This is a genomic window from Bradyrhizobium sp. A11 (assembly GCF_042077125.1).
GTDB classification, from domain to species: Bacteria; Pseudomonadota; Alphaproteobacteria; order Rhizobiales; family Xanthobacteraceae; genus Bradyrhizobium; species Bradyrhizobium japonicum_B.
Genome location: NZ_CP149509.1, coordinates 3,133,813 through 3,159,630 on the forward strand (window position 1 = coordinate 3,133,813; position 25,818 = coordinate 3,159,630).

The window sequence follows — 25,818 nt, forward strand, 5'->3', positions numbered from 1 at the left end:
AAAGCGCTGAACAGGACCCGATCGGGGGTGGCAATGCCCCCTCCGATCGTGTAACACCGCGCAACTTCAGGAAAACCCGCGAAGCGCGATCGGCCGACGTCAGGCGCCGCCCGCTTGTGACGGAAGGGCACTATGCAGACCGTTGTCATCGTCATCCATCTCATGATCGTCGCCGTGATGATCGGCGCCGTCCTGCTGCAGAAGTCGGAAGGCGGCGGCCTTGGCATGGGCGGCGGCGCGGGCTTCATGTCGAGCCGCGGTACCGCGAACCTGCTGACGCGAACCACCGCGATCCTGGCCGCCGGGTTCTTCCTCACCAGCATGTTCCTGTCCTGGCACGCCGGCTACAGCCGCGCGCCGTCGTCGATCATCGGCACGCCGGCGTCGCAGGGCCAGCCGGCCGGCGGATCGCCGATCGCGCCGCCGACCTCCGGCGGCATCCTGGATTCGCTGAAGAAGGCGGACGAGCAGCAGCAGGCGCCGGCTCCGACCGGCCCCCAGGTGCCGCGCTCGCAATAAAGCAGGGGGGCCATGCAGGGCGGCTGCTACCGTCCTGCATCAACAATCCCCATCAAGGCACTGTCACCACTCTTAGTTTTGGCTCACCCACAGGCCCGCAGAATCTTTGGGGCGGAATACGAATCGCTTTGGCGAATCGAATGTAGGGGATTAGAGGTTAAGTCCCATGGCGCGGTACATATTCATCACCGGCGGCGTGGTTTCTTCGCTCGGCAAGGGTCTGGCTTCAGCGGCACTCGGTGCGCTGTTGCAGGCACGGGGCTACAAGGTCCGCCTCCGCAAGCTCGACCCCTATCTCAATCTCGATCCCGGAACGATGTCGCCGTACCAGCACGGCGAAGTGTTCGTGACCGATGACGGCGCGGAGACCGATCTCGATCTCGGTCACTACGAGCGGTTCACCGGCCGGCCGGCGACCAAGGCCGACAACATCACGACCGGGCGCATCTACCAGGACATCATCTCCAAGGAGCGCCGCGGCGATTATCTCGGCGCGACCATCCAGGTGGTTCCGCACGTCACCAACGCAATCAAGGAATTCGTCCTCGACGGCAATGACGACTACGACTTCGTGCTGGTCGAGATCGGCGGCACCGTCGGCGACATCGAGGGCCTGCCGTTCTTCGAGGCGATCCGCCAGCTCAAGAACGAGCTGCCGCGCGATCACGCCGTCTACATCCATCTGACGCTGCTGCCCTACATTCCGAGCGCCGGTGAATTGAAGACCAAGCCGACGCAGCACTCGGTGAAGGAGCTGCGCTCGATCGGCATCCAGCCGGACATCCTGCTCTGCCGCACCGACCGCGAGATCCCGAAGGAGGAGCGGCGCAAGCTCGGGCTGTTCTGCAACGTGCGCGAAAGCGCCGTGATCGAGGCGCGCGACGTCGACAACATCTACGCGGTGCCCGAGGCCTATCACAATGCGGGCCTCGACGACGAGGTGCTCGCCGCCTTCGGCATCGCCTCGCGGATTCCGCCGGAGCTGCGCAGCTGGCAGGAGATCAACGAGCGCGTGCGCAATCCCGAAGGCAACGTCACCATCGCCATCGTCGGCAAATACACCGGCATGAAGGATGCGTATAAGTCGCTGATCGAGGCGCTCTCGCATGGCGGCATCGCCAATAAGGTGAAGGTCAATCTGGACTGGATCGAGAGCGAAATCTTCGAGAAGGAAGATCCCGCGCCGTTCCTCGAGCACGTCAACGGCATCCTCGTGCCTGGTGGATTCGGCCAGCGCGGCGCGGAGGGCAAGATCAAGGCGGCGCAGTTCGCGCGCGAGCGCGACGTGCCGTATTTCGGCATCTGCTTCGGCATGCAAATGGCGGTGATCGAGGCGGCGCGAAACCTCGTCGGCATCGAGGACGCCAATTCCACCGAGTTCGGCCCGACCAAGGAGCCGCTGGTCGGCCTGATGACGGAATGGCTGCGCGGCAACGAGCTCGAGAAGCGCTCACAGGCCGGCGATCTCGGCGGCACGATGCGGCTTGGCGCATACCCAGCGGCACTGAGCCGCGGCAGCCGGGTCTCGCAGGTCTATGGCGGCGCCACCGAGATCTCCGAGCGTCACCGCCATCGCTACGAGGTCAACACCGCCTACAAGGACCGCCTCGAGCAGCACGGCCTGAAATTCTCGGGCCTGTCGCCCGACGGCGTGCTGCCTGAAATCGTCGAGTACGAGGACCATCCCTGGTTCATCGGCGTTCAGTTCCACCCCGAGCTGAAGTCGCGTCCGTTCGAGCCGCATCCGCTGTTCGCCTCGTTCATTCAGGCGGCGATGGTGCAGAGCCGGCTGGTGTAGCCGGCTCGCCCGCCTTTGACGCGCACGCAATTTGTTGCGACAACTCCGCCCCGCAAGAACAACAAAGGGAGTGAACTGCAATGATCTACGAAATGCGCGTCTATCGCTGCGTGCCCGGCCGGCTGCCGGCGCTCTTGAAGCGGTTCGAGACCGCCACGCTGAAGATCTGGGAGAAGCACGGCATCAAGCAGGCCGGATTCTTCACGACGCTGATCGGTGAATCGAACCAGGAGCTGACCTATTTCCTGGCCTGGGACTCGCTCGCCGAGCGCGAGAAGAAGTGGGGCGCGTTCATGACCGATCCCGACTGGATGAAAGCCCGCGCCGAGAGCGAAGCCGACGGCCAGATCGTCGGCAACATCGTCAGCCAGATCCTGACGCCGACCGCATTCTCGGCGGTGAAGTAGCAACCCCTGCTGCGCCCCGAGCTGTCGCAATTGGACCGTCACAATAGGTCGTCATGCCCGGGCTTGTCCCGGGCATCCACGTTCTTGGTGCCGCGTGGCAAGGCGTGGATGGCCGGGACAAGCCCGGGCATGACGAAGTGGAGACTCTCGCGCTCCGATGCGATAGTTCTGGCCGCGGCGGGGAACTCCGGCGCAACCCTGATATTCGAACGGTCCGGGCCGAATAGGGTTGATCCGACCCTCATCGCGGCTATGGTCGCGCCGAAACGAGGGATTTGCCTTGAGCTCTTCGCATTCAGCGGCGCCGGTCGTCAGCATCGGCAGCGTCAAATTCGGCAATGATCTGCCGATCTCGATCATTGCCGGACCCTGCCAGCTCGAAAGCCGTCAGCATGCGCTGGAGGTCGCCTCCGCGCTGAAGGAGATCGCTGCGCGGCTGAACATCGGCCTCGTCTACAAGACCTCGTTCGACAAGGCCAACCGCACCAGCGCCTCGGCTGCGCGCGGCCTCGGCCTTTCGCAGTCGCTGCCGATCTTCGCCGAAATCCGCGCCTCGCTCGGCCTGCCGGTCCTGACCGACGTGCATGAGGCCACGCAATGCGCCGAGGTCGCGCAGGCCGTGGACATCCTGCAGATTCCCGCCTTCCTGTGCCGGCAGACCGATCTGCTGCTGGCTGCGGCTGCGACCGGCAAGGTCGTCAACGTCAAGAAGGGCCAGTTCCTGGCGCCGTGGGACATGGCCAACGTCGTCACCAAGATCACGAGTGCTGATAATCCCAACGTGCTCGTCACCGAGCGCGGGGTGTCGTTCGGCTACAACACGCTGGTCTCCGACATGCGCGCGCTCCCGATCCTGGCGCGCACCACCGGCGCGCCCGTGATCTTCGATGCCACCCATTCGGTGCAGCAGCCGGGCGGGAAGGGGACCTCGTCAGGCGGCGAGCGCGAATTCGTGCCGGTGCTCGCCCGTGCTGCGGTCGCGGTCGGCGTTGCCGGCGTCTTCATCGAGACCCATCCCGATCCTGATCGCGCGCCCTCCGACGGGCCCAACATGGTGCCGCTGCGCGAGTTCGAGGGGCTGATCGCCAGACTGATGGCGTTCGACGCGCTGGCCAAGAACCCGCGCTGATGCAGCAAGGCGAGGCGCGGGCGCAGGATCACGGCTTGCCGACAGCGCTCTACGTCATCTCGGGCGCAAGCTTCGCCGCGGCCTTGTCGGCGCGCGCGCTCGATCCGGTGCTGCCGCACGTCGCCGAGGATTTCAACGTCAGTATCGCCACCGCCGCGGGCTTTGCCGCGGTGTTCGCCTTCACCTTCTCGATCATCCAGCCGATCATCGGCGCTGCCGCCGACCTGTTCGGCAAGACGCGGCTGATGATCTTCTGCCTCGCGCTGCTCGGCCTCGCCAACATCCTGGGCGCATTCGCGACCTCGTTCTCGGTTCTGTTCGCGACCCGTATCCTTGCCGGCATCGGCTCGGGCGGCGTGTTTCCGGTGGCGCTGAGCCTGACCAGCGATCTCGTCGGGCCCGAGAAGCGCCAGGTTGCGATCAGCCGCACGCTCGCCGGCGCCATGACCGGCAATCTGCTCGGCGCCTCGGCCTCCGGCCTGATCGGCGATTTCCTCGGCTGGCGCGGCGTGCTCGCAGTGCTCGGCGCGCTCGTGATCGTGGCGTCGATCGCAGTCGCCGCCGGCTTTCGCGGCGCCAGGGTCAAGCCCCCGCCGCAGACGAGCCTGTCGGCACTGAAGGCCGGCTATCGCACCATCTTCACCAACCCGAATGCCTATGTCTGCTATTCGGCCGTGTTCATCGAAGGCTGCTGCGTGCTCGGCCTGTTTCCCTACATCGCCTCGTTCCTGTTCGAGCTCGGCCAGACCTCGCTCTCGATCGCCGGCATCGTCATCGCCGGCTTTGCGGTCGGCGGCCTGTTCTACACGCTGACGGTGTCGCGCCTGCTGCCATGGCTCGGCGTCAAGGGCATGATGATATCAGGCATGGCGCTGGTGGCCTCGCAGCTCGTCGCCATCGCGTTCGGACCGCGCTGGGAAGTGCAGGCGCTGAATCTCATCGTGATGGGATGGGGCTTCTACATCGCCCATGGCTGTCTGCAGGTCTTCGCCAGCGAGCTCTCGATCGAGGCGCGCGCCACCGCGCTGTCGCTGCATTCGTTCTTCTTCTTCATGGGGCAGACCGTGGGCCCGCTCGCCTATGGCTTCGGGCTACAGCACGCCGGCAAGGTCCCGACGCTGTTCGCGAGCGCAGGGATCATGGTGGTGCTGGGCGTTGTCTGTGCCCGGCTGCTCAAGCCGCGGGCCCCCTCCGACGCGTGCACCTGACGAAAGTCGCGCGGGAAACCTGCAACTAAATCGGACGGTCTGACCTTCAGCGTGCTACAGGCGGGAATGACAAAGTTCCTGATCGCCGCGCTGCTCGCCATGGCTCCCGTCGCCGCGCAGACGTCTCAAGCCCAGCCCAAGCCGCCGGTGACGGATCGCGAGCAGGTGCAGGCTGACCGCGCGAAAGCGGCTGCCGAGGAAAAGAACGCCCCGACCACGCGTCCCTGGGACAGAGATGCCAACGGCAAACGTCCCTGGGAAAGGTCATCCGTCTCCAAGTAGCGCCGCGCGCCGAAACCAGTTCGCACGCCGCTCACCTCGTTCTCAGCCCCGCCCGCGATAGGGCGCGACGCCTTGTTCTGGCACCCACAGGCCCTTGGGCACGCGGCCGGTCTGCCAGAACACGTCGATCGGAATGCCGCCGCGCGGATACCAATAGCCGCCGATGCGCAAGAATTTCGGCTTGATCTCGCTCGCGATGCGCTTGCCGATCATCACGGTGCAGTCCTCGTGAAAGGCGCCGTGGTTGCGGAAGCTTGCGATGTAGAGCTTGAGCGATTTTGACTCCAGCAGCCAGGCACCCGGCGCGTAGTCGATCATCAGATGCGCGAAATCCGGCTGGCCCGTGACCGGACAGAGCGAGGTGAATTCCGGCACAGTGAAGCGCACCAGGTAGTCGGTGCCCTTTTGCGGATTGGGCACGCGGTCGAGCTGCGCGTCTTCCGGTGTGTGCGGCCACTCGACCGCACGGCCGAGCTGGAGGGATTTCTTCGCCATCGCTTGCATCCTTTGAGGATGCCGGGATGGACGCAAATATCGCCGCCGTCAACCGGCGGCAATCGTCTGGATCATGACGATGCGGTCGTTGCCGGACTCGCAGCCCCACAGTTCGCCCGGCCGTCCGTCGAGCTGGCGCACATTGGCATTGGCCTTGTCGCTGGCGAAGACGTTGAACGTCTCCGTAGCGGGATCGAAGCGCACGATGGCGTTGGCGGAAAAGTCGGTCAGCCAGACCTTGTCCTTGTCGTCGACGAAGACGGCATAGGCGCGGGGGCGTTCGCCCGGCAGCTTCCACGTCTTCCACGACCCATCGGCGGGATCGTGCACCGAGACGTGGCCGCTATTCCATTCGCTGACCCAGATCCGGCTCCTCGAATCCGACCACACCCGCCGCGAGCCCTGGCGCGGCGTCGGCGGCTCGACGACGCTGGCGTTGCCGGTCGCACGGTCGATCCTGGCGATATGGCTGCCGGCGAGCGAGGCGTACCAGACATCGCCCTTGGGGGTGACAGTGATGCCGTAGGGACCGACGCCCTTGGGCGCCCTGAACACATTCATGTCGCCGGACTTCGGCGCGAGGCGGCCGTAATAGCCGGACTGACCGGTGAACCAATAGGTGCCCTCCTTGTCGAACACGCCGGTGTTGAGGTTGGCGGCAGCGAACTTCTCCGGCAGGCGGAACAGCGTGACCTTGAGATCGGAGGGATCGACCCGCGCGATCGCGTTCTGGCCGCCCTCGGTGATCCAGGGCGCACCGTCGGGGCCGATGGTCACGCCATGCGGGGCGGCGCCTTCGCCGAGGCTGACCGTCTTGAAACGGCCATCCCGGGGATCGAGCCTGCCGAGCAGGCCCTTGCCCTGCGCCGTGAACCAGACCGAACCGTCGGGGGCGGGGGCCAGATCATGCAGGCCGATGCCGGCACTGATCGGGAAATATTTCGTCCGGAACGGGCCCTCCTGGGCGAGAGCTGGCCGGGCCGCGAGCAGCGCGGCGCTCGAGACGAGAAACTGGCGGCGATTCATGGCGTTACCCCGGCTGGTTGAGATTGAGGTTGGACGCGCAGATCAATCGAATGCGAGCTTAGCCGCGGCCGCGTCAGGCGTCAGTCGAAGCCCGCCGTCCAAACGTTCACATTTGCTTGCGGCCCGTGTAAGACCCGCGGCACCGATCAGCCCTAACGAACGGAAGTGCACATCATGACCGCCATTATCGACATCATCGGCCGCGAAATCCTCGACAGCCGGGGCAATCCCACCGTCGAGGTCGATGTCGTGCTGGAGGATGGCGCGCTCGGCCGCGCCGCCGTGCCCTCCGGCGCCTCGACGGGCGCCCATGAGGCGGTGGAACTGCGCGACGGCGACAAGGCCCGCTATCTCGGCAAGGGCGTCAGCAAGGCGGTCGGCGCCGTCAACGGCGAGCTCTTCGAGGCCCTCAGCGGCCTCGACGTCGAGCAGCAGGCCCAGATCGACCAGATCATGATCGACCTCGACGGCACGCCGAACAAGAGCCGGCTGGGCGCCAATGCCATCCTCGGCGTCTCGCTGGCCTGCGCCAAGGCCGCCGCGAACTCGCTTGACATTCCGCTCTACCGTTACGTCGGCGGCACCTCGGCGCGCCTGTTGCCGGTGCCGATGATGAACATCATCAATGGCGGCGTGCATGCCGACAACCCGATCGACTTCCAGGAATTCATGATCCTGCCGGTCGGCGCCTCGAGCTTTGCCGAGGGCTTGCGCTACGGCGCGGAAGTCTTCCACACGCTGAAGTCCGAATTGAAGAAGGCCGGCCACAACACCAATGTCGGCGACGAGGGCGGCTTTGCGCCGAACCTGCCGTCGGCCGACGCCGCGCTCGACTTCGTCATGAACGCGATCGGCAAGGCCGGCTTCAAGGCCGGAAGCGACATCGTGCTCGGCCTCGACTGCGCCTCGACCGAGTTCTTCAAGGACGGCAAGTACGTCTATGAGGGCGAGGGCAAGACCCGCTCGATCTCCGAGCAGGCCAAGTACCTGGCTGACCTCGTCTCGCGCTATCCGATCGTCACCATCGAGGACGGCATGTCGGAGGACGACATGGACGGTTGGAAGGAGCTCACCGACCTCGTCGGCAAGAAGTGCCAGCTGGTCGGCGACGACCTGTTCGTCACCAATGTCAAGCGCCTCGCCGACGGCATCAAGGCCGGCCGCGCCAACTCGATCCTGATCAAGGTCAACCAGATCGGCACGCTGACCGAGACGCTCGCCGCCGTCGAGATGGCGCACAAGGCCGGCTACACCTCGGTGATGTCGCACCGCTCCGGCGAGACCGAGGATTCCACCATCGCCGACCTCGCGGTCGCCACCAATTGCGGTCAGATCAAGACCGGCTCCCTTGCGCGTTCCGACCGCACCGCCAAATACAATCAGCTCCTGCGCATCGAGCAGCAGCTCGGCAAGCAGGCGCTGTACGGCGGCAAGGCGGCACTGAAGGCGCTGGCATAAGCCGGCGCCGCGCAAAGACGGACAGGGGAGGATCGACATGAGCGACGGCAAGACGGGATTGCAACTGCGTTCGCTGCTCAAGAAGAGCGGCGAGCTGGAATTGTCGCTCGTGGAGGTCCCGACGCCGGAGCCGGCCGACGACGAAGTCGTGGTCCGCGTCGAGGCGACGCCGATCAACCCCTCCGATCTCGGCCTCCTGATCGGCCCGGCCGACATGTCGGCCGCCAAGGCCTCCGGCACCAAGGAGATGCCGGTCATCACCGCGACGATGCCGGAGGCGGCGATGCGGATGATGGGAGGCCGGCTCGACCAGTCGCTGCCGGTCGGCAACGAGGGCGCCGGCACGGTGATCCGGACCGGCGCGTCGGACGCGGCGAAAGCCCTGATGGGCAAGACGGTGTCGATGATCGGCGGCGCGATGTACACGCAGTACCGCGTGCTGAAGGTCCGCGACGTCATGGAGCTGCCGGCGGGCACCACGGCCGCCGACGGCGCGTCCTGGTTCGTCAATCCGCTGACCGCGCTCGGCATGACCGAGACGATGCGGCGCGAGAACCACAAGGCGCTCGTGCACACCGCGGCTGCGTCCAATCTCGGCCAGATGCTCAACAAGATCTGCATCAAGGACGGCATCGGCCTCGTCAACATCGTCAGGAGCAAGGAGCAGGCCGATATCCTGCGCAAGATCGGCGCCAAGTACATCGTGGATTCCAGCGCGCCGAGCTTCACGGAGGATCTCACCAATGCGCTGGTCGAGACCGGCGCCACCATCGCGTTCGATGCCATCGGCGGCGGCAAGCTGGCCAGCCAGATCCTGACCGCCATGGAAGTCGCGGCCAACAAGACCGCGAAGGAATACAGCCGCTACGGCTCCAACGTGTACAAGCAGGTCTATATCTACGGCAGCCTCGACAATCGGCCGACCGAATTGAGCCGGTCGTTCGGTCTGACCTGGGGCGTCGGCGGCTGGCTGCTGACGCCGTTCCTCCAGAAGATCGGTCCGGCCGAGATCGGCCGCCTGCGCCAGCGCGTCGCGTCCGAGCTCAAGACCACATTCGCCAGCCACTACACCAAGGTTGTGTCGCTCTCCGAGGCGCTCGATCCCGCCAACATCGCCGTGTACGCCAAACGCGCCACCGGGGAAAAATTCCTCATCAACCCGAATAAATAATCGTGATCTGCGACGGCAGGTCACCGAAGGAAAGGTCTTGCCTTCTGCGCGCAGCGCGAGATTAAATTCCGCCGCCATCGCAAGCGGAAAAACCGCAAAGCGCTCAGAAGGGGACCTTCCATGACCGATCTCAATCGCCGTCATCTGCTCGCAGGTGCCGCCGCCCTCGGTGCGGCTGCCGCGGCCGGGCTTGGACCGACCGCCACCAAGGCCGCAGCACCGCTGGCCGGAACGCAGGCGCCGGGCTTCTATCGCTACAAGGTCGGCAGCTTCGAGTGCACCTCGATCAACGACGGCGCGCGCACCTTTCCGATGCCGGACAAGTTCGTCGCCAACATTCCGAAGGACGAAGCGCTGGCCGCGGGGGAGGCGGCCTACATGCCGAAAGGCATGGTCACGATCCCGTTCAACCCGCAGCTCATCAATCCCGGCTCCAAGCTGGTGCTGATCGATACCGGCAACGGCATCGCCAATCTGGAGGCGAGCAAGGGCGCTGTCGGCCGCACGTTGCAGAACATGCAGGCTGCCGGCGTCGACCCCAAGAGCGTCGACGTCGTGCTGCTGTCGCATATGCACGGCGACCACATCAACGGCGTCCGCCTGGCCGACGGCGCGCTTGCCTTTCCGAACGCGGAGATCATGGTGCCCGCCAAGGAGTGGGAGTTCTGGACCAGTGAGGACAACGCCGCCAAGGCCGAGTCCAATCAGGGGCTGAAGAACAATTTCGCCAACGTGAAGAAAATCTTCGCCGGCATCGAGTCCAAGGTGACCAAGTACGAATGGGGCAAGGAGGTCGCGCCGGGCATCACCTCGATCGCAACGCCGGGCCATACGCCCGGCCACACCTCGTTCGCGGTTGCCTCGGGCGATGCCAAGGTGCTGATCCAGTCCGACGTCACCAACATCCCGGAATTCTTCCTGCGCAATCCCGACTGGCACGTCATGTTCGACATGGACGCAGCGATGGCGCAGCAGACGCGTCACAAGTTCTACGATATGGCGGCAGCGGAGAAGGCGACGGTGGTCGGCTTCCACTTCACCTTCCCGTCGGTCGGTCATGTCGTGAAGGACGGCGCCAAATATCGCCTGATCCCGTCGGCCTGGAATCCGACGATCTGAGCTGGGTCAGCATCTGCGCGCAAGCATGGGGCCGCCGCTTGGCGGCCCGATCGTTTGGACCATCATCTGCTTGCGCGAAACGCAGCGTTTCCAAATCGGGCTGGTTCATGCACTTGCATCCATCAGGCCGGATCGCTTAAGTGCTGTCGGCACCCTCCCTCAAGGTTCAAGGACATCTCATGGCCTACAACATCGTCACGATCGCCGGCAGCCTGCGCAAGGAAAGCTTTTCGCTGAAGATCGCCAACGCGCTTGCCAAGCTCGCGCCCGACTCGCTGAAGCTCGAGGTCATCACGCCGGCCGGCATCTCGTTCTTCAATCAGGATCTCGAGGGTGCGCCGCCCGCGGACTGGCTGGCCTTCCGCGACAAGCTTCAGAAGTCGAACGGCGTCCTGTTCGTCACCCCCGAATACAATCGCTCGATCCCGGGCGTCCTTAAGAATGCCATCGACGTCGCCTCGCGCCCCTATGGCAAGAGCTCGCTGCTCGGCAAGCCGATCGGCATCATCTCGAACTCGCCGGGACCGCTCGGCGGCGTCAGCGCGGCCAAGCATCTCCAGAACATCCTGCCGGGCATCTCCGGTCCGCTGCTGCAGCAGCCGGAAATCTACCTCAATGGCGTCGGCGATGCCTTCGGCGCGGACGGCAGCCTGACCAAGGACTCCCTGAAGACGGTGCTGCAGCAATACATCGACGCCTTCGCCGCGCATGTGGCGAAACATCAGGGCTGAGGCCAAATATCCCCGCGGCCACACCGCAGGTCCTCATCCTGAGGAGACCGCGAAGCGGTCGTCTCGAAGGATGGCCGCGGGGACAGTCGGGCCTGCATGGTTCGAGACGGCGCTTCGCGCCTCCTCACCATGAGGGTTTGGTGGGGCGGGGGCCGCTTGCAATTAGCACTCCCTTAACCAACCTGTCCCATCTTCCCAGGATGGTCTCCCGCGCGCGCCTGAAATCGATCCTGACCGGACTTGCCCTCTACGCGATGGCGGCCGCCATCGTCGGCTATTTCGGCGTCAACGCCTATACCGGCAAATACGGCCTCAACGCCCGCCAGGAGCTCGACCAGGAGATCATCGCGCTGACCAGCGAACTGGCCCAGCTCAAGCGCGAGCGCGTCAGGAGCGAGCAGCGGGTGTCGCTGCTGCGGTCCGAGCGGATCGATCCCGACATGCTGGACGAGCGGGCGCGCTTCCAGCTCGACTACGTCAATCCGCGCGATCTCGTTCGGATGATCCCGGCGAAGTAGCGCTTTCGCGAATTGCGAAACCGTCGCGAAAGCCGTTGCCGAGATCCGGCTTTTTGGCGCCATGCTCCTTCGAAGGTCGTAAGTCTGGAACGGCTGGCCGCCTTGACGACGGCACCGCGGCAGGCTCATGGCTTGTGCAGCGCTCTTTCGAAGTTGACGCAGATCAAACGGGTGGCGCCGGCACGTTCTAGTCTGTCATCCGGAGGAAACTGTGATGAATGGGTCAATGCCCCGGCATCACGCGGCCCGTGTCGAGGCCGCCATCGCGTCAGGCCAGGCGGCACGATCCGCGCTCGTGGCCTCGTGGCGCCGTTCGTCCAGATTGCATCACCTCGATCCCGGCGGCCGCACCTCGCCGATGCGGCTGACCGAAGCCGAGCTGCACCGGGCGCGCGAGCGCGTCGCGCCGCTGCTCGCGGCCGCGCAAGGCGCGATGGACCGGCTCTATCAGGCCGTTGGTGCCAGCGGTTGCTGCGTGCTGCTCGCCGACGGCGAGGGCGTGCCGGTCGACCGTCGCGGCACGCCGGCGGACGACGCGACGTTTCAGTCCTGGGGCCTGTGGACCGGTGCGCTCTGGAGCGAGGAGCACGAAGGCACCAACGGCATTGGCACCTGCCTCGTCGAGCAGCGTGCGCTGACGATCGACCGCGACCAGCATTTCTTCGCGCGCAACACGCTGCTGAGCTGCACCGCCGTTCCGATCTACGACCATGAGGCCGCGCTCGCCGGCGTGCTCGACGTCTCCTCCTGCCGCGCCGACCGCACCGACGCCTTCTCCAGCCTGATCGCGCTTGCGGCGGGCGAGGCGGCCAAGCGGATCGAAGCGGATCTGTTCCGCAAGGCGTTCGCCCATGCCCGCATCGTGCTGACGCAAGCCGCGGACGGCCAAGGCGGCGGCCTCGTCGCGGTCGATGCGGACGATCTCGTGATCGGCGCGACCCGCTCAGCCCGGGCGGCGCTCGGAATCGCCCCCGGCCGGGCATTGCGGCCGATGCCCGCAGCCGATCTGCTCGGCGGCGACGCCGCGCACGATCATCTTGCCGGCGGCCAGCGCGCGGTGGTGCAACGGGCATTGCTCCGCGCCGGCGGCAATGTCTCGGCGGCCGCCAAGGCCCTCGGCATCAGCCGCGCCACGCTGCACCGAAAGCTGAAGCGGTTCGGGCTGAACCACTGAGCTGCGGTTTACGCAAACTCCGATCTCGTGCCCCGGACGCTGCGCAGCGCGTCGTCCTTGCGACGTGGTGCGCTGCTGAGCCGGGGCCCATGTCTCCGCATACCTCCCGTGCCGCCTCTGATGGGGTGGACGGCCCCCTACGGCATCAGTTGTGCCAGAATGAGGTTGTCAGACACCCATTCACAGGAGCCGTCCGTGAACCAGATTATCCGTATTGGGATGGATACGTCGAAGCATATTTTTCAACTGCATGGGGTTGATGCATCCGAGCAGGTGGTGCTGCGCAAGCGGCTGACCCGCAAGGCGATGCTGGAGTTTTTCACTAAGCTGCCGCCGACGGTGATTGCGATTGAGGCTTGCGGGGCTGCTCACCACTTGGCACGGGAGCTCGGCAGGCTGGGACACACGGTCAAGCTGATTGCGCCGCAACTGGTGAAGCCCTACGTGCCGCGCAACAAGAACGACGGACGCGATGCGGAGGGACTTTGCGAGGCGTCGAGCCGGCCGCGGATGCGGTATGTGCCTGTAAAGACGGCGGAGCAGCAGGCCGCACTGATGCTGCTTGGCGTCCGCGAGCAATTGGTCGGGCGTCGCACGCAACTCTCCAACACGATCCGCGGTCATGCGGCGGAGTTCGGTCTGACCGAGGCCAAGGGGCTGGACAAGCTCGCTGCGTTTCTGGCCGCGATCGAGCGGGACGAACGTGTGCCCGTGCTGGCCCGCGAGCTTTTTGTGATGCTTGCTCGGCAATACGACCAGGTGCAGACCGAGCTGAAGGCGATCGAGGCCAAGCTGCGGGCCTGGCACCGGGCCGATGCCACGAGCCGGCGATTGGCGCAGATCCCGGGGGTCGGCCCGGTGACGGCGGCCGCGCTGGTGATGAAGGCGCCTGATCCGCACGCCTTCCGTTCGGGACGATTGTTCGCAGCCTGGCTCGGCCTGACGCCCAAAGACCATTCCACCGCAGGAAAGACCAGGCTCGGCAAGATAACCCGAGCCGGCGACGAGAGATTACGTCAACTTCTTGTGGTCGGGGCGACCGCGGTCGTCAAGCAAGCGACCGGGAAGCGCCGTCGTGGATCGCGCTGGCTGCTCGACCTACTCCAGCGCAAGACGCCGAAGCAGGCAGCCGTGGCGCTGGCCAACAAGACTGCACGCATCGCCTGGAAGCTGATGGCGACGGGAGAGGATTATGACCGCGCGCGGTTCGATGCCAAAAGCGATGCCGAAGTGGCCGCCGCCGCGTAGTTGAGATTCGGCCGACCGGCGGGCTCGCCCACCGGCCGAACCGGAGCTGCAAGAGCAGAGGAGATGGTGCGATCGATCGTTCCGAGATGCGAGCAAATCCGTGGGACCCAGTGGTCGAACAAGACCGCCCTTCTGATTGGAACTCGCGTCGCGAAAACCATCTTGGCCCGCGGTTCAACACGCCGCATCAACAGGCCGGACATATGGATGCAAGCGATCCGATCAAACCTTACAAAGCTCTTGTGCCACGGGGGCCGTCCACATATGGGTCCCGGCTCTGCGCAGCAACGCTGACGCGTTGCAGCTTGTCCTGGACACGATGATGACGCCGCGTCCATGACCTGTCGCAGAACTGCGACAAGTCCGCTCCGCCATCGCTTTCCCCCTGGCTGACAGCGAACCCCTCCCGCGACATCGTCGGCGCAAGTCGTGAACACGCGACGAATTGCGCAAACAGCAATCAACGGGAGTGATCAATGAACAAGGTGGAATTCCTCAGCGTGACCAAAGTTCCCTTCGCCGAACGCTATGACAACTTCATCGGCGGCAAGTTCGTCGCGCCGATCTCCGGCAAATATTTCGACAACGCCTCGCCGGTGACCGGTCAGGTCGTCTGCAAGATCGCGCGCTCCGACGCGCAGGACGTCGAGGCGGCCCTCGATGCGGCGCATGCCGCCAAGGCGGCCTGGGGCCGCACCAGCGTCGCCGAGCGCGCCGCGGTCCTGAACCGGATCGCCGATCGCATGGAAGAGAATCTGGAGCGTCTCGCCATCGCCGAGACCTGGGACAACGGCAAGCCGATCCGTGAGACCCGCGCCGCCGACCTGCCGCTGGCGATCGACCATTTCCGCTATTTCGCCGGCGTGGTGCGCGCCCAGGAAGGCTCGATCGGCGAGATCGACCACGACACCATCGCCTATCATTTCCACGAGCCACTCGGCGTGGTCGGCCAGATCATCCCCTGGAACTTCCCGCTGCTGATGGCCTGCTGGAAGCTCGCGCCCGCGCTCGCCGCCGGCAATTGCGTGGTGCTGAAGCCGGCCGAGCAGACCCCGGCCTCGATCATGGTCTGGGCCGAGATCATCGCCGACATCCTGCCGCCGGGCGTCCTCAACATCGTCAACGGCTTCGGCCTCGAGGCCGGCAAGCCGCTGGCCTCGAGCCCGCGCATCGCCAAGATCGCCTTCACCGGCGAGACCACGACGGGCCGGCTGATCATGCAGTACGCCAGCCAGAACCTCATTCCCGTCACGCTGGAGCTCGGCGGCAAGTCGCCCAACATCTTCTTCAAGGACGTCACCGCCGAGGACGACGATTTCTTCGACAAGGCGATCGAGGGCTTCGTTATGTTCGCGCTGAACCAGGGCGAGGTCTGCACCTGTCCGAGCCGCGCGCTGATCCATGCCGACATCTATGACCGCTTCATGGAGCGGGCCTTGAAGCGCGTCGCTGCGATCACGCAGGGCGATCCGCGCGATGCCACCACCATGATCGGCGCGCAGGCATCGGGCGAGCAGCTGGCGAAGATCCTGTCCTATATCGACATCGGCAAGCAGGAGGGCGCCAAGGTGCTCGCGGGCGGCGGACGGGCCGAGCTCGGAGGCGATCTCGCCGGCGGCTTCTACGTCAAGCCGACCGTGTTCGAGGGCCACAACAAGATGCGGATCTTCCAGGAAGAGATCTTCGGCCCCGTGGTCTCGGTCACGACCTTCAAGACCGACGACGAGGCGCTCGAGATCGCCAACGACACGCTCTACGGCCTCGGGGCCGGCGTCTGGAGCCGCGATGCCAACCGCTGCTACCGCTTCGGCCGGGCGATCCAGGCCGGCCGGGTCTGGACCAATTGCTACCACGCCTATCCCGCCCACGCGGCGTTCGGTGGCTACAAGCAGTCGGGCGTCGGTCGCGAGACCCACAAGATGATGCTCGATCATTATCAGCAGACCAAGAACCTCCTGGTCAGCTACAGCCCGAAGAAGCTCGGCTTCTTCTGATCGGGAATGCGGAGAGGGCGGCGCCATGTCCGGCGCCGTCCACTTCGACGACTGGGATCGGCATGGTGCATAGTTCTTGAGCTGGTTATAGCGCCGCCTCGTGACGCGTAGGTTTGTTGCCCGATCGGCGCCAAAGATTTTCCAATATTTCGACCACGTTGCAGTGCGGCATAATGAAAGTCGTGGCATGCTGCCGCGGTGCTTTCCAAGGGCGTTTGAGTTGGGTTAGAGAGGGCACAAGTTTTCTCTGACCCGGAATTCCTATGGCCGCACCCAAGAAAGCCGCCGCAAGCCCTCCACAGGACAAGACCGACGGCGGTTCGCCTCCGGAATTCACGAGGGAGCAGGAGCTCAAGGCGCTCCGCGACATGCTCCTGATCCGCAGGTTCGAGGAAAAGGCCGGCCAGCTCTACGGCATGGGCGCGATCGGCGGCTTCTGCCACCTCTATATCGGCCAGGAGGCCGTGGTGGTCGGCATGCAGATGGCCCTGAAGGAGGGCGATCAGGTCATCACCGGCTATCGCGATCACGGCCACATGCTTGCTACCGGCATGGACGCCAACGGCGTCATGGCCGAGCTCACGGGACGCCGCGGCGGCTATTCCAAGGGCAAGGGCGGCTCCATGCACATGTTCAGCAAGGAGAAGCATTTTTACGGCGGCCACGGCATCGTCGGCGCCCAGGTCTCGCTCGGCACGGGCCTCGCCTTCGCCAATCATTATCGCGGCAACGACAATGTCAGCGTCACCTATTTCGGCGACGGCGCGGCCAACCAGGGCCAGGTCTACGAGAGCTTCAACATGGCGGAGCTCTGGAAGCTGCCGGTGATCTACGTCATCGAGAACAACCGCTACGCCATGGGCACCTCGGTGTCGCGCGCCTCGGCGCAGCAGGATTTCTCCAAGCGCGGCGCGTCCTTCAACATCCCCGGCAAACAGATCGACGGCATGGACGTTCGCGCCGTCAAGGCCGCGGGCGAGGAGGCGGCGGCCTGGTGCCGCGCCGGCAAGGGGCCCTTCATCCTGGAGATGCAGACCTATCGCTACCGCGGGCACTCGATGTCCGATCCTGCAAAATACCGCACACGCGAGGAGGTCGAGAAGGTCCGCCACGACCAGGACCCGATCGAGCAGGTGCGCAACCGCCTGTTGGCCGCCAAGGTCAGCGAGGCCGACCTCAAGGCGATCGACGCCGAGGTGCGCGACATCGTCAACGCCTCCGCCGATTTCGCCCAGCATGATCCCGAGCCGGATGCCGCCGAGCTCTGGACCGACGTCTACCGCTGAACGCGCGCAAGCTTTCCTTGGAGAAGATATGCCAATTCAAGTGCTGATGCCCGCGTTGTCGCCCACGATGGAGAAGGGCAACCTCGCCAAATGGCTGAAGAAAGAGGGCGAAGCGATCAAGTCGGGTGACGTGATCGCCGAGATCGAGACCGACAAGGCCACCATGGAGGTCGAGGCGACCGACGAGGGCACGCTCGGCAAGATCCTGATCCCCGAGGGCACCGCCGACGTCGCGGTGAACACGCCGATCGCGACCATTCTCGCCGACGGCGAGAGCGCGGCCGATCTCGCCAAGGCGTCCGCGCCGGCGAAGCAGGAGAAAGCGGCGGAGTCCGCACCGCCCGCCGCCGCCAAGTCCGAGGCGCCTCAGCCCAAGGCGCCTCAGCCCAAGGCTGCGCCGGCGCCGCAGGCCGTTGCCGAACCCGATCCGGAAGTGCCCGCGGGCACCGAGATGATCACGCAGACCATCCGCGAAGCCTTGCGCGATGCGATGGCCGAAGAGATGCGCCGCGATGCCGACGTGTTCGTGATGGGCGAGGAGGTCGCCGAATATCAGGGCGCCTACAAAGTCACCCAAGGGCTGCTCCAGGAATTCGGGGCCAAGCGCGTGATCGATACGCCGATCACCGAGCACGGCTTTGCCGGCGTCGGCGTCGGTGCCGCGATGGCCGGCCTGAAGCCGATCGTCGAGTTCATGACCTTCAACTTCGCCATGCAGGCGATCGACCAGATCATCAACTCCGCCGCCAAGACGCTCTACATGTCCGGCGGCCAGATGGGCTGCTCGATCGTGTTCCGCGGCCCCAACGGTGCGGCCGCCCGCGTCGCGGCCCAGCACAGCCAGGATTACTCGGCCTGGTACTCGCACGTTCCCGGGCTCAAGGTCGTCGCGCCGTATTCGGCCGCCGATGCCAAGGGCCTGCTCAAGGCCGCGATCCGCGATCCCAATCCGGTGATCTTCCTCGAGAACGAGGTGCTCTACGGCCACACCGGCGAAGTCCCCAAGCTGGATGATTTCATCATCCCCATCGGCAAGGCGCGCATCGTGCGCGCCGGCAGCCATGTCACGATCATCGCCTGGTCGAACGGCATGACCTATGCGCTGAAGGCCGCCGACGAGCTGGCCAAGGACGGCATCGAAGCCGAGGTGATCGACCTGCGTACGCTGCGCCCGATGGACACCGAGACCATCATCAACTCGGTGAAGAAGACCGGGCGTGCGGTGACGGTGGAAGAGGGCTGGGCCCAGAGCGGCGTCGGCGCCGAGATCGCCGCGCGCATCATGGAGAACGCCTTCGATTATCTGGATGCGCCGGTGACGCGCGTCTCGGGCAAGGACGTGCCGATGCCGTATGCGGCGAATCTGGAGAAGCTCGCGCTGCCGTCGGCGGCCGAGGTCGTCGAGGCCGCCAAAGCCGTCTGCTACAGGTAGACCATGGCGGGCCCCAAGGAGCAGCCACTGCCGCCCGACGTCATGGCCCGCGACGATGCGGTCGAGATCCTGCGCGTGTTCGTGCTGGACGGCGGGCTGTCGATGGCGTTCCAGCGCGCCTTCGAGGAGCCCGACATGTGGGGTCTCCTGCTCGTCGATCTCGCCCGCCATGCCGCGCGCGCCTATGCGCGCGAGAGCGAATATACCGAAGAGGACGCGCTGAACCGGATCCTCGAGATGTTCCAGGCCGAGATCGAGCGTCCCACCGACACCGGCACGACGACGCCGCGCGGCAAGGGACACTGACCATGGCGATCGAGCCCTTTCATTTCGATTTCATGCTCGAGGCGATCCGCGAGGCGGAGGCTTCGATCGCGCAGGGCGGCCTGCCGATCGGCGCGGTGCTGACGCGCGACAACAAGATCATCGCCCGCGGCCACAACAACCGCGTGCAGGAGAACAATCCGATCCTGCACGGCGAGATGAGCTGCTTGCGCGAGGCCGGCGCGATCTCGTTCCATGACACCGTCATGTACACCACGCTGTCGCCGTGCTCGATGTGCGCGGGTGCGCTCGGGCTGTTCAAGGTCAAGCTGGTGGTGATCGGCGAATCCGTCACCTTCGAGGGCTCCAAGGACATCCTCGACAAGTTCGGTATCCCCTGGATCGACCTTGCCGACGACCGCTCCATCACCATGATGAAGAATTGGCGTTCCATCCCTGCCAATGAGCGCCTGTGGCAGGGCGACATCGGCAACTAAACCTGGTCGTCTTCGCTGTCGAAAGACGACGTTTTGCAAAGTTCTTCTTGAGGTCAGCATGCCCATCAACATCCTGATGCCCGCTCTCTCGCCGACGATGGAGAAGGGCAACCTCGCCAAGTGGCTGAAGAAGGAAGGCGACAAGGTCAAGTCCGGCGACGTCATCGCCGAGATCGAGACCGACAAGGCGACCATGGAGGTCGAGGCCATCGACGAGGGCACGATCGCGAAGATCCTGGTGCCCGAGGGCACGCAGGACGTCCCGGTCAACGATGTGATCGCGGTCCTTGCCGGCGAGGGCGAGGACGTGAAGGCGGCAGGCAGCGCCAAGCCGAGCGCTTCGGCCGCGCCGCCGAAAGCGGAGAAGCCCGCTGAAGCTCCTGCTGCTGCGCCAGCTCCCGCGCCCGCACCAGCCGCGCCCAAGGCCGCTCCGCCGCCTGCCGCGGCACCCGCGCCGCAGGCCGCAGCTCCGGCCGCGCAGGCGAACGGCCATGGCGGCCGCGTGTTCTCATCTCCGCTGGCGCGGCGCCTCGCCAAGGAAGCCGGCATCGACGTCGGCATGGTCACCGGCACCGGTCCGCACGGCCGCGTGGTCGCACGCGACGTCGAGCAGGCCAAATCGGGCAAGGGTCTCAAGGCACCCGCCGCAACCCCGTCGGGCGCGCCGTCGATCGCGCCCACCATGTCGGACAAGCAGATCCTGTCGCTGTTCGAGCCGGGCTCCTACGAGATCGTCCCGCATGACGGAATGCGCCGCACCATCGCGCAGCGCCTGACCGCCTCGATCCAGAACGTCCCGCACTTCTACCTCACCATCGACTGCGACATCGGCAAGCTGCTCGCTGCCCGCGAGGAGATCAACGCCGCCGCGCCGAAGGACAAGGAGAAGAAGCCGCTCTACAAGATCTCGGTCAACGACTTCGTCATCAAGGCGATGGCGGTGGCGCTGCAGAAGATCCCGAACTGCAACGTGAGCTGGACCGAAAGCGGCATGGTCAAGCACCATCATTCCGACGTCGGCGTTGCCGTCGCGATGCCCGGCGGCTTGATCACGCCGATCATCCGCAAGGCCGAAACAAAGACGCTCTCCACCATCTCCAACGAGATGAAGGATTTTGCCGCGCGCGCACGCTCGCGCAAATTGAAGCCCGAGGAATACCAGGGCGGCACCACCGCCGTCTCCAACCTCGGCATGTACGGCATCAGCCACTTCACCGCCGTCATCAACCCGCCGCATGCGACCATCCTGGCGGTCGGCACCAGCGAGGAGCGTCCCGTCGTGCGCGGCGGCAAGATCGAGATCGCGCACATGATGAGCGTGACCTTGTCCTGCGATCACCGCGCCATCGACGGTGCGCTCGGCGCCGAGCTGATCGGCGCGTTCAAGCAGCTGATCGAAAACCCTGTGATGATGATGGTCTGACGCGGCGGCAGAGGGGGCGAGCTTGCATGTCCGGACCCGCTGGCCATGGATATCTCTGCTGCTCGGCGCCGTCGTCGCGCTCAATCCGATCGGGCTCGATTTTCTTCGGTCCGCTTTCTTCTCGGGGGAGCAGCTGTCGCGGAACATCGCTCAACCGATCGTGTTGAGCGCGCTGGCCATTCTGGTCCTGATCGGGATCATTGAATGGCTGGTCAGATTGATTGTCTTCAAGCGCCGCGCCCGCGGCGCCTTTTGAGTTGAACGGGAGCCGCCATGGCCGACACATCCTTCGACGTCATCATCATCGGCTCCGGTCCCGGCGGCTACGTCACCGCGATCCGCGCCGCGCAGCTCGGCTTCAAGACGGCGATTGTGGAAAAGTCCTATCTCGGCGGCATCTGCCTGAACTGGGGCTGCATCCCGACCAAGGCGCTGCTGCGTTCGGCCGAGATCTATCACTACATGCAGCACGCCAAGGATTATGGCCTGTCGGCAGAGAAGATCTCGTTCGATCCGAAAGCCGTGGTGCAGCGCTCGCGCGGCGTCTCCAAGCGGTTGAACGACGGTGTCGGCTTCCTGATGAAGAAGAACAAGGTCAGCGTGATCTGGGGCGCCGCCTCGATCGACGCGCCCGGCAAGGTCACCGTAAAGAAGTCCGACGTCGAGGCGCCGAAGGGAGCGCTGGGCGAGGGGAGCTATCAGGCCAAGCACATCATCGTCGCGACCGGCGCACGGCCGCGCGTGCTGCCGGGGCTCGAGCCCGACAAGAAGCTGGTCTGGACCTATTTCGAGGCGATGGTGCCCGAGCGGATGCCGAAGTCGCTGCTGGTGGTCGGCTCCGGCGCGATCGGAATCGAGTTCGCCTCGTTCTTCCACACCATGGGAAGCGATGTCACCGTGGTCGAGGTGCTGCCGCAGATCCTGCCCGTCGAGGATGCCGAGATCGCAGGCCTTGCGCGCAAGCGGCTGGAGAAGCAGGGCATCAAGATCATGTCCTCGACCAAGGTGACCAAGCTCGAGAAGAAGGCCGACAGCGTCCTCGCCACCATCGACGACGGCAAGGGCAAGCCCGTCACGACCGAGTTCGAGCGCGTGATCTCGGCGGTCGGCGTCGTCGGCAATATCGAGAATCTCGGCCTCGAAAAGCTCGGGGTGAAGACCGACCGCGGCATCATCGTCGTCGACGGCTACGGCAAGACCAACGTTCCTGGCATCTACGCTATCGGCGACGTCGCGGGTCCGCCCATGCTGGCTCACAAGGCCGAGCATGAGGGCGTGATCTGCGTCGAGGCGATCAAGGGCCTCAACCCGCATCCCATGGACAAGAATCTGATCCCGGGCTGCACCTATTGCCATCCGCAGGTGGCGTCCGTTGGCTTGACGGAAGCCAAGGCCAAGGAGAACGGCCGCGAGATCCGCGTCGGCCGCTTCCCCTTCGTCGGCAACGGCAAGGCCATCGCGCTCGGCGAGGACCAGGGCCTCGTCAAGGTCATCTTCGACAAGAAGACCGGCCAGTTGCTCGGTGCCCACATGGTGGGCGCGGAGGTCACCGAGCTGATCCAGGGTTACGTCGTCGCCATGAATTTGGAGACGACGGAAGAGGAGCTGATGCACACCGTGTTCCCGCATCCGACCCTGTCGGAGATGATGAAGGAAGCCGTGCTCGATGCGTATGGACGGGTGTTGAACATATGACGACTGCCGTCATTGCGAGCGAAGCGAAGCAATCCAGACCGCCTCCGCGGAAAGAGTCTGGATTGCTTCGTCGCAAGAGCTCCTCGCAATGGCGCGTGGAAAGAGCGGTTTGAACAAGCAAGAAGAAAGAAGCAGCATGCACGACAACGACAACCTCACCATCGAACGCCCGACCTTCGTCACCCATCTCGAATGCGCGATGGAGGGCGATCACTACGCCGCCGACCAGGTCCATAATCTCTCCAAGGCCGGCAAGCCGCTGCTGGTGCGCTACGATCTTGCAGGCGTGACGAAGGCGCTGACCAAGGACGCCCTCGCGCAGCGGCCGGGCGACATGTGGCGCTACCGCGAGCTCTTGCCGGTGCGCAAGTGCCAGGACATCGTCTCGCTCGGCGAGGTCACGACGCCGCTGATCCGGCTGCCCAAATTGGCTAAGAAGCTCGGCGGCGGCGAGATCATCGTCAAGGACGAGGGACGGCTGCCGACCGGCTCGTTCAAGGCGCGCGGCCTCGTCATGGCGGTGTCGATGGGCAAGGCGCTCGGCATCAAGCACATGGCGATGCCGACCAACGGCAATGCCGGCGCGGCGCTGGCGGCCTACGCCACGAGCTGCGGCATCAAGACCACGATCTTCTGCCCGGCCGACACGCCCGAGGTGAACGTCAGCGAGATCGAGCTCCAGGGCGCCACCGTCTACCGCGTCAACGGCTATATCGATGATTGCGGCAAGATCGTTGGCGAAGGCAAGGCCAAGGTCGGCTGGTTCGACACCTCGACGCTGAAGGAGCCGTACCGTATCGAGGGCAAGAAGACGATGGGCCTCGAGCTCGCCGAGCAGCTCGGCTGGGACGTGCCGGACGTGATCTTCTATCCGACCGGCGGCGGCACCGGCCTGATCGGCATGTGGAAGGCGTTCGACGAGCTGGAGAAGATCGGCTTCATCGGCTCAAAGCGTCCGCGCATGGTCGCGGTGCAGGCCTCCGGTTGCGCGCCGATGGTGCGGGCCTTTGAGGCCGGCACCGAGCACGCGACGCGCTGGGAGGACGCCCACACCATCGCCTCCGGCATCCGCGTGCCGCAGGCGATCGGCGATTTCCTGATCCTGCGCGCGGTGCGCGAGAGCAAGGGCTTTGCCATCGCGGTCGACGACGACAAGATCTCGGCGGCGCTGAACGAGGTCGCGCGCGAGGAGGGGCTGCTGCTCTGTCCCGAGGGCGCCGCCACCTACGCCGCCTACAAGGAGAGCCTTGCCGACGGCCGCGTCTCGAAGGGGGACCGCGTCATGCTGTTCAACTGCGCCACCGGCCTGAAATATCCGCTGCCGCCGGTCACCCGCACGCTCGACCGCCACAAGCCGATCGATTACGCGCAGTTCTAGCGCGGGATAGGCTACGCACGATCCCTCTTCCCGTACGCGGGCAGAGGGCCAAAACAACAAAGACATCGCTGGGGAGAAGACAATGACGAAGGCCGTCTGGGCTGCGCTGGTTGCTGTTCTCGCTGCTGTCGGCGCCGCGCGCGCCGATGACTATCCCACCCGTCCGATCACCATCATCGTGCCATTCGCGGCGGGCGGACCGTCCGATGCAATGGCGCGCGTGCTTGCCGAGCGCATGCGGGTGCCGCTCGGCCAGCCCGTGGTGATCGAGAACGTCACCGGCGCCGGCGGCTCGATCGGCGTCGGCCGCGCCGTGCAGTCGCCGCCGGATGGCTACACCATCTCGTTCGGCCATCTCGGCACCCACGTCGCCAACGGCGCCGTCTACAAGCTCAAATTCGATCTCGTCGCCGACCTCGAGCCGGTGGTGCTGCTGCCGAGCAATCCGATGATGGTCGTCAGCAAGAATGCGGTGCCCGCGACGTCGCTGAAGGAGCTGATCGAGTGGCTGAAATCGCGTAGCTCTGCGCCGACGGCGGGAACCGCCGGCGCCGGCTCCGGCAGCCACATCGCCGGCGTCTATTTGGAAAGCGTCTCCGGCGTCAAGCTGCAATACGTGCCGTATCGCGGCACCGCGCCCGCGCTGAACGACCTGATCGCCGGCCAGATCGACATCATGGTCGACCAGGCCTCCAACTCGATCGGTCAGGTTCGCGCCGGCACCATCCGCGCCTACGGCATCACCGACAGCAAGCGCCTGGCCTCGGCGCCGGAGATCCCGACCGTGGAGGAGGCGGGCCTGAAGGGCTTCAATATGACGCTGTGGTCGGGCATGTGGGTTCCGAAGGGCACGCCGAAGGAGATCGTAGCAAAGCTCAACGCCGCGGCCGTCGATGCGCTGAACGATCCCGCCGTGCGGAAGCAGCTGGAGAACCAGGGACTGGAGATGACACCGAAGGACCAGCTCGCGCCCGAAGCGCTCGGCACCCGTCAGAAGGCCGAGATCGCAAAATGGTGGCCGATCATCAAGGCGGCGAACATCAAGGTGGATTGAAGCGGGCGGTGCTGTTGTCACGCGCCGGCGCTCACGGCCGGGCGATCACTCCAGGTTTTCGCGACCTGCTGCCAGCGCATGGTCCAGGCATTGCATCAGATCCGAGGCGGCGAAGGGCTTGGCGAGAAAACACGTTGCGCCCGCTTTTAGCGCACGCGCACGAACGCTCTCGTCCGGGAAAGCTGTGATGAAGATAAACGGCGGAGCCGAACCCTGCGCGCGCATCTGCGTCAAGAGATCAATCCCGTCTATCGGCGGCATCTGCACGTCGGCGATCACGCATGAGGTGTCATTCGAATCGGTCGACCTCAAGAACTCCTCGGTTGAGGCGAACGTGCGGACGACGTACCCGCGCGACTCCAGGAGATTGTTGATCGCAGCCCGAACGTAAGGGTCGTCGTCCAGCACCGAAATGACCGAAGCCGCTGACAAGACGTCCGCTCCTCGTCCGGGATTGCGCTCGCCGCCGCTATGGCCCGACATCAAACCAGGGTGGACCGGCCAGTCACCGT

The 25,818-nt window shown here is 65.2% G+C and carries 26 protein-coding genes; 23 read left to right on the forward strand and 3 right to left on the reverse strand.

The genetic code is table 11. The annotated features are described in order from the left end of the window. Window positions 1-132: 132 nt before the first annotated feature. The 6 genes from secG (at window position 133) to WI560_RS14455 (ending at window position 5,343) form a co-directional block, all read left to right on the forward strand. Window positions 133-519, forward strand: coding sequence for a preprotein translocase subunit SecG (secG, locus tag WI560_RS14430; protein ID WP_028136194.1), 387 nt, complete (start codon window positions 133-135; stop codon window positions 517-519). Window positions 520-685: 166 nt separating this feature from the next. After that, window positions 686-2,317, forward strand: a complete 1,632-nt coding sequence (locus WI560_RS14435; RefSeq protein WP_028136195.1) for a CTP synthase — start codon at window positions 686-688, stop codon at window positions 2,315-2,317. Between the two features lie 80 nt (window positions 2,318-2,397). Continuing rightward, window positions 2,398-2,724, forward strand: a complete 327-nt coding sequence (locus WI560_RS14440) for an NIPSNAP family protein (protein ID WP_028136196.1) — start codon at window positions 2,398-2,400, stop codon at window positions 2,722-2,724. A 280-nt stretch (window positions 2,725-3,004) separates the two neighbouring features. After that, window positions 3,005-3,853, forward strand: coding sequence for a 3-deoxy-8-phosphooctulonate synthase (gene kdsA, locus WI560_RS14445; protein WP_375308517.1), 849 nt, complete (start codon window positions 3,005-3,007; stop codon window positions 3,851-3,853). Continuing rightward, on the forward strand, window positions 3,853-5,061 hold the full coding sequence (locus tag WI560_RS14450) for an MFS transporter (RefSeq protein ID WP_375308518.1): 1,209 nt from the start codon (window positions 3,853-3,855) through the stop codon (window positions 5,059-5,061). The genes kdsA and WI560_RS14450 overlap by 1 nt, the downstream gene beginning before the upstream one ends. 66 nt (window positions 5,062-5,127) lie before the next feature. Continuing rightward, window positions 5,128-5,343: a hypothetical protein gene (locus WI560_RS14455; RefSeq protein ID WP_028136199.1), complete on the forward strand. Its 216-nt coding sequence runs from the start codon at window positions 5,128-5,130 to the stop codon at window positions 5,341-5,343. Between the two features lie 42 nt (window positions 5,344-5,385). Here WI560_RS14455 and queF read toward each other — a convergent pair whose 3' ends face one another. Both queF and WI560_RS14465 read right to left on the reverse strand, forming a co-directional pair. After that, on the reverse strand, window positions 5,386-5,847 hold the full coding sequence (gene queF / locus WI560_RS14460; RefSeq protein WP_257194919.1) for a preQ(1) synthase: 462 nt from the start codon (window positions 5,845-5,847) through the stop codon (window positions 5,386-5,388). 39 nt (window positions 5,848-5,886) lie between these two features. After that, window positions 5,887-6,864: a lyase gene (locus tag WI560_RS14465; protein ID WP_375308519.1), complete on the reverse strand. Its 978-nt coding sequence runs from the start codon at window positions 6,862-6,864 to the stop codon at window positions 5,887-5,889. Window positions 6,865-7,038: 174 nt separating this feature from the next. Here WI560_RS14465 and eno point away from each other — a divergent pair, with 174 nt between their 5' ends. From eno to WI560_RS14550, 17 genes are all read left to right on the forward strand, one after another. Then, entirely contained in the window at window positions 7,039-8,322 is a 1,284-nt protein-coding gene (gene eno, locus WI560_RS14470; protein WP_375308520.1) for a phosphopyruvate hydratase, read from the forward strand. Between the two features lie 37 nt (window positions 8,323-8,359). Then, entirely contained in the window at window positions 8,360-9,493 is a 1,134-nt protein-coding gene (locus tag WI560_RS14475; RefSeq protein WP_375308521.1) for a zinc-binding dehydrogenase, read from the forward strand. A 120-nt stretch (window positions 9,494-9,613) separates the two neighbouring features. Further along, a complete protein-coding gene (locus tag WI560_RS14480) occupies window positions 9,614-10,612 on the forward strand; it encodes an MBL fold metallo-hydrolase (RefSeq protein ID WP_375308522.1) in 999 nt (332 codons plus the stop codon). 179 nt (window positions 10,613-10,791) lie between these two features. Continuing rightward, window positions 10,792-11,343 carry an NADPH-dependent FMN reductase gene (locus WI560_RS14485; protein WP_375308523.1) on the forward strand — a complete coding sequence of 184 codons (552 nt, stop codon included), beginning with the start codon at window positions 10,792-10,794 and terminating at the stop codon, window positions 11,341-11,343. Between the two features lie 200 nt (window positions 11,344-11,543). Next, entirely contained in the window at window positions 11,544-11,861 is a 318-nt protein-coding gene (locus WI560_RS14490; protein WP_028136207.1) for a septum formation initiator family protein, read from the forward strand. 214 nt (window positions 11,862-12,075) lie between these two features. Beyond that, window positions 12,076-13,035 carry a GAF domain-containing protein gene (locus WI560_RS14495; RefSeq protein WP_375308524.1) on the forward strand — a complete coding sequence of 320 codons (960 nt, stop codon included), beginning with the start codon at window positions 12,076-12,078 and terminating at the stop codon, window positions 13,033-13,035. Between the two features lie 195 nt (window positions 13,036-13,230). Continuing rightward, complete coding sequence (locus WI560_RS14500; protein ID WP_375304826.1) at window positions 13,231-14,283, forward strand: IS110 family transposase; 1,053 nt, start codon at window positions 13,231-13,233, stop codon at window positions 14,281-14,283. Window positions 14,284-14,759: 476 nt separating this feature from the next. Next, on the forward strand, window positions 14,760-16,277 hold the full coding sequence (gene adh, locus WI560_RS14505; RefSeq protein WP_375308525.1) for an aldehyde dehydrogenase: 1,518 nt from the start codon (window positions 14,760-14,762) through the stop codon (window positions 16,275-16,277). Between the two features lie 263 nt (window positions 16,278-16,540). Beyond that, complete coding sequence (gene pdhA, locus WI560_RS14510) at window positions 16,541-17,563, forward strand: pyruvate dehydrogenase (acetyl-transferring) E1 component subunit alpha (RefSeq protein ID WP_028136210.1); 1,023 nt, start codon at window positions 16,541-16,543, stop codon at window positions 17,561-17,563. Window positions 17,564-17,591: 28 nt separating this feature from the next. Further along, the gene (locus tag WI560_RS14515; RefSeq protein ID WP_375308526.1) at window positions 17,592-18,995 is read left to right on the forward strand and encodes a pyruvate dehydrogenase complex E1 component subunit beta; all 1,404 of its coding nucleotides are present in this window, start codon (window positions 17,592-17,594) and stop codon (window positions 18,993-18,995) included. Between the two features lie 3 nt (window positions 18,996-18,998). Next, complete coding sequence (locus WI560_RS14520) at window positions 18,999-19,301, forward strand: DUF5076 domain-containing protein (protein ID WP_028136212.1); 303 nt, start codon at window positions 18,999-19,001, stop codon at window positions 19,299-19,301. Between the two features lie 2 nt (window positions 19,302-19,303). Beyond that, complete coding sequence (locus WI560_RS14525) at window positions 19,304-19,756, forward strand: nucleoside deaminase (RefSeq protein ID WP_375308527.1); 453 nt, start codon at window positions 19,304-19,306, stop codon at window positions 19,754-19,756. 58 nt (window positions 19,757-19,814) lie between these two features. After that, window positions 19,815-21,179 (forward strand): pyruvate dehydrogenase complex dihydrolipoamide acetyltransferase, encoded by a 1,365-nt coding sequence (locus tag WI560_RS14530; RefSeq protein WP_375308528.1) that lies wholly within the window; start codon window positions 19,815-19,817, stop codon window positions 21,177-21,179. A 22-nt stretch (window positions 21,180-21,201) separates the two neighbouring features. After that, the gene (locus WI560_RS14535) at window positions 21,202-21,435 is read left to right on the forward strand and encodes a hypothetical protein (protein WP_375308529.1); all 234 of its coding nucleotides are present in this window, start codon (window positions 21,202-21,204) and stop codon (window positions 21,433-21,435) included. A gap of 17 nt (window positions 21,436-21,452) precedes the next feature. After that, window positions 21,453-22,874, forward strand: coding sequence for a dihydrolipoyl dehydrogenase (gene lpdA, locus WI560_RS14540; protein WP_375308530.1), 1,422 nt, complete (start codon window positions 21,453-21,455; stop codon window positions 22,872-22,874). 136 nt (window positions 22,875-23,010) lie between these two features. Next, window positions 23,011-24,252, forward strand: a complete 1,242-nt coding sequence (locus WI560_RS14545) for a threonine synthase (RefSeq protein ID WP_375308531.1) — start codon at window positions 23,011-23,013, stop codon at window positions 24,250-24,252. Window positions 24,253-24,334: 82 nt separating this feature from the next. After that, the gene (locus WI560_RS14550) at window positions 24,335-25,306 is read left to right on the forward strand and encodes a tripartite tricarboxylate transporter substrate binding protein BugD (protein WP_375308532.1); all 972 of its coding nucleotides are present in this window, start codon (window positions 24,335-24,337) and stop codon (window positions 25,304-25,306) included. A gap of 45 nt (window positions 25,307-25,351) precedes the next feature. Here the strand turns inward: WI560_RS14550 and WI560_RS14555 are convergent, their stop codons facing one another. Continuing rightward, window positions 25,352-25,738 (reverse strand): response regulator transcription factor, encoded by a 387-nt coding sequence (locus WI560_RS14555; RefSeq protein WP_375308533.1) that lies wholly within the window; start codon window positions 25,736-25,738, stop codon window positions 25,352-25,354. Window positions 25,739-25,818 lie beyond the last annotated feature (80 nt).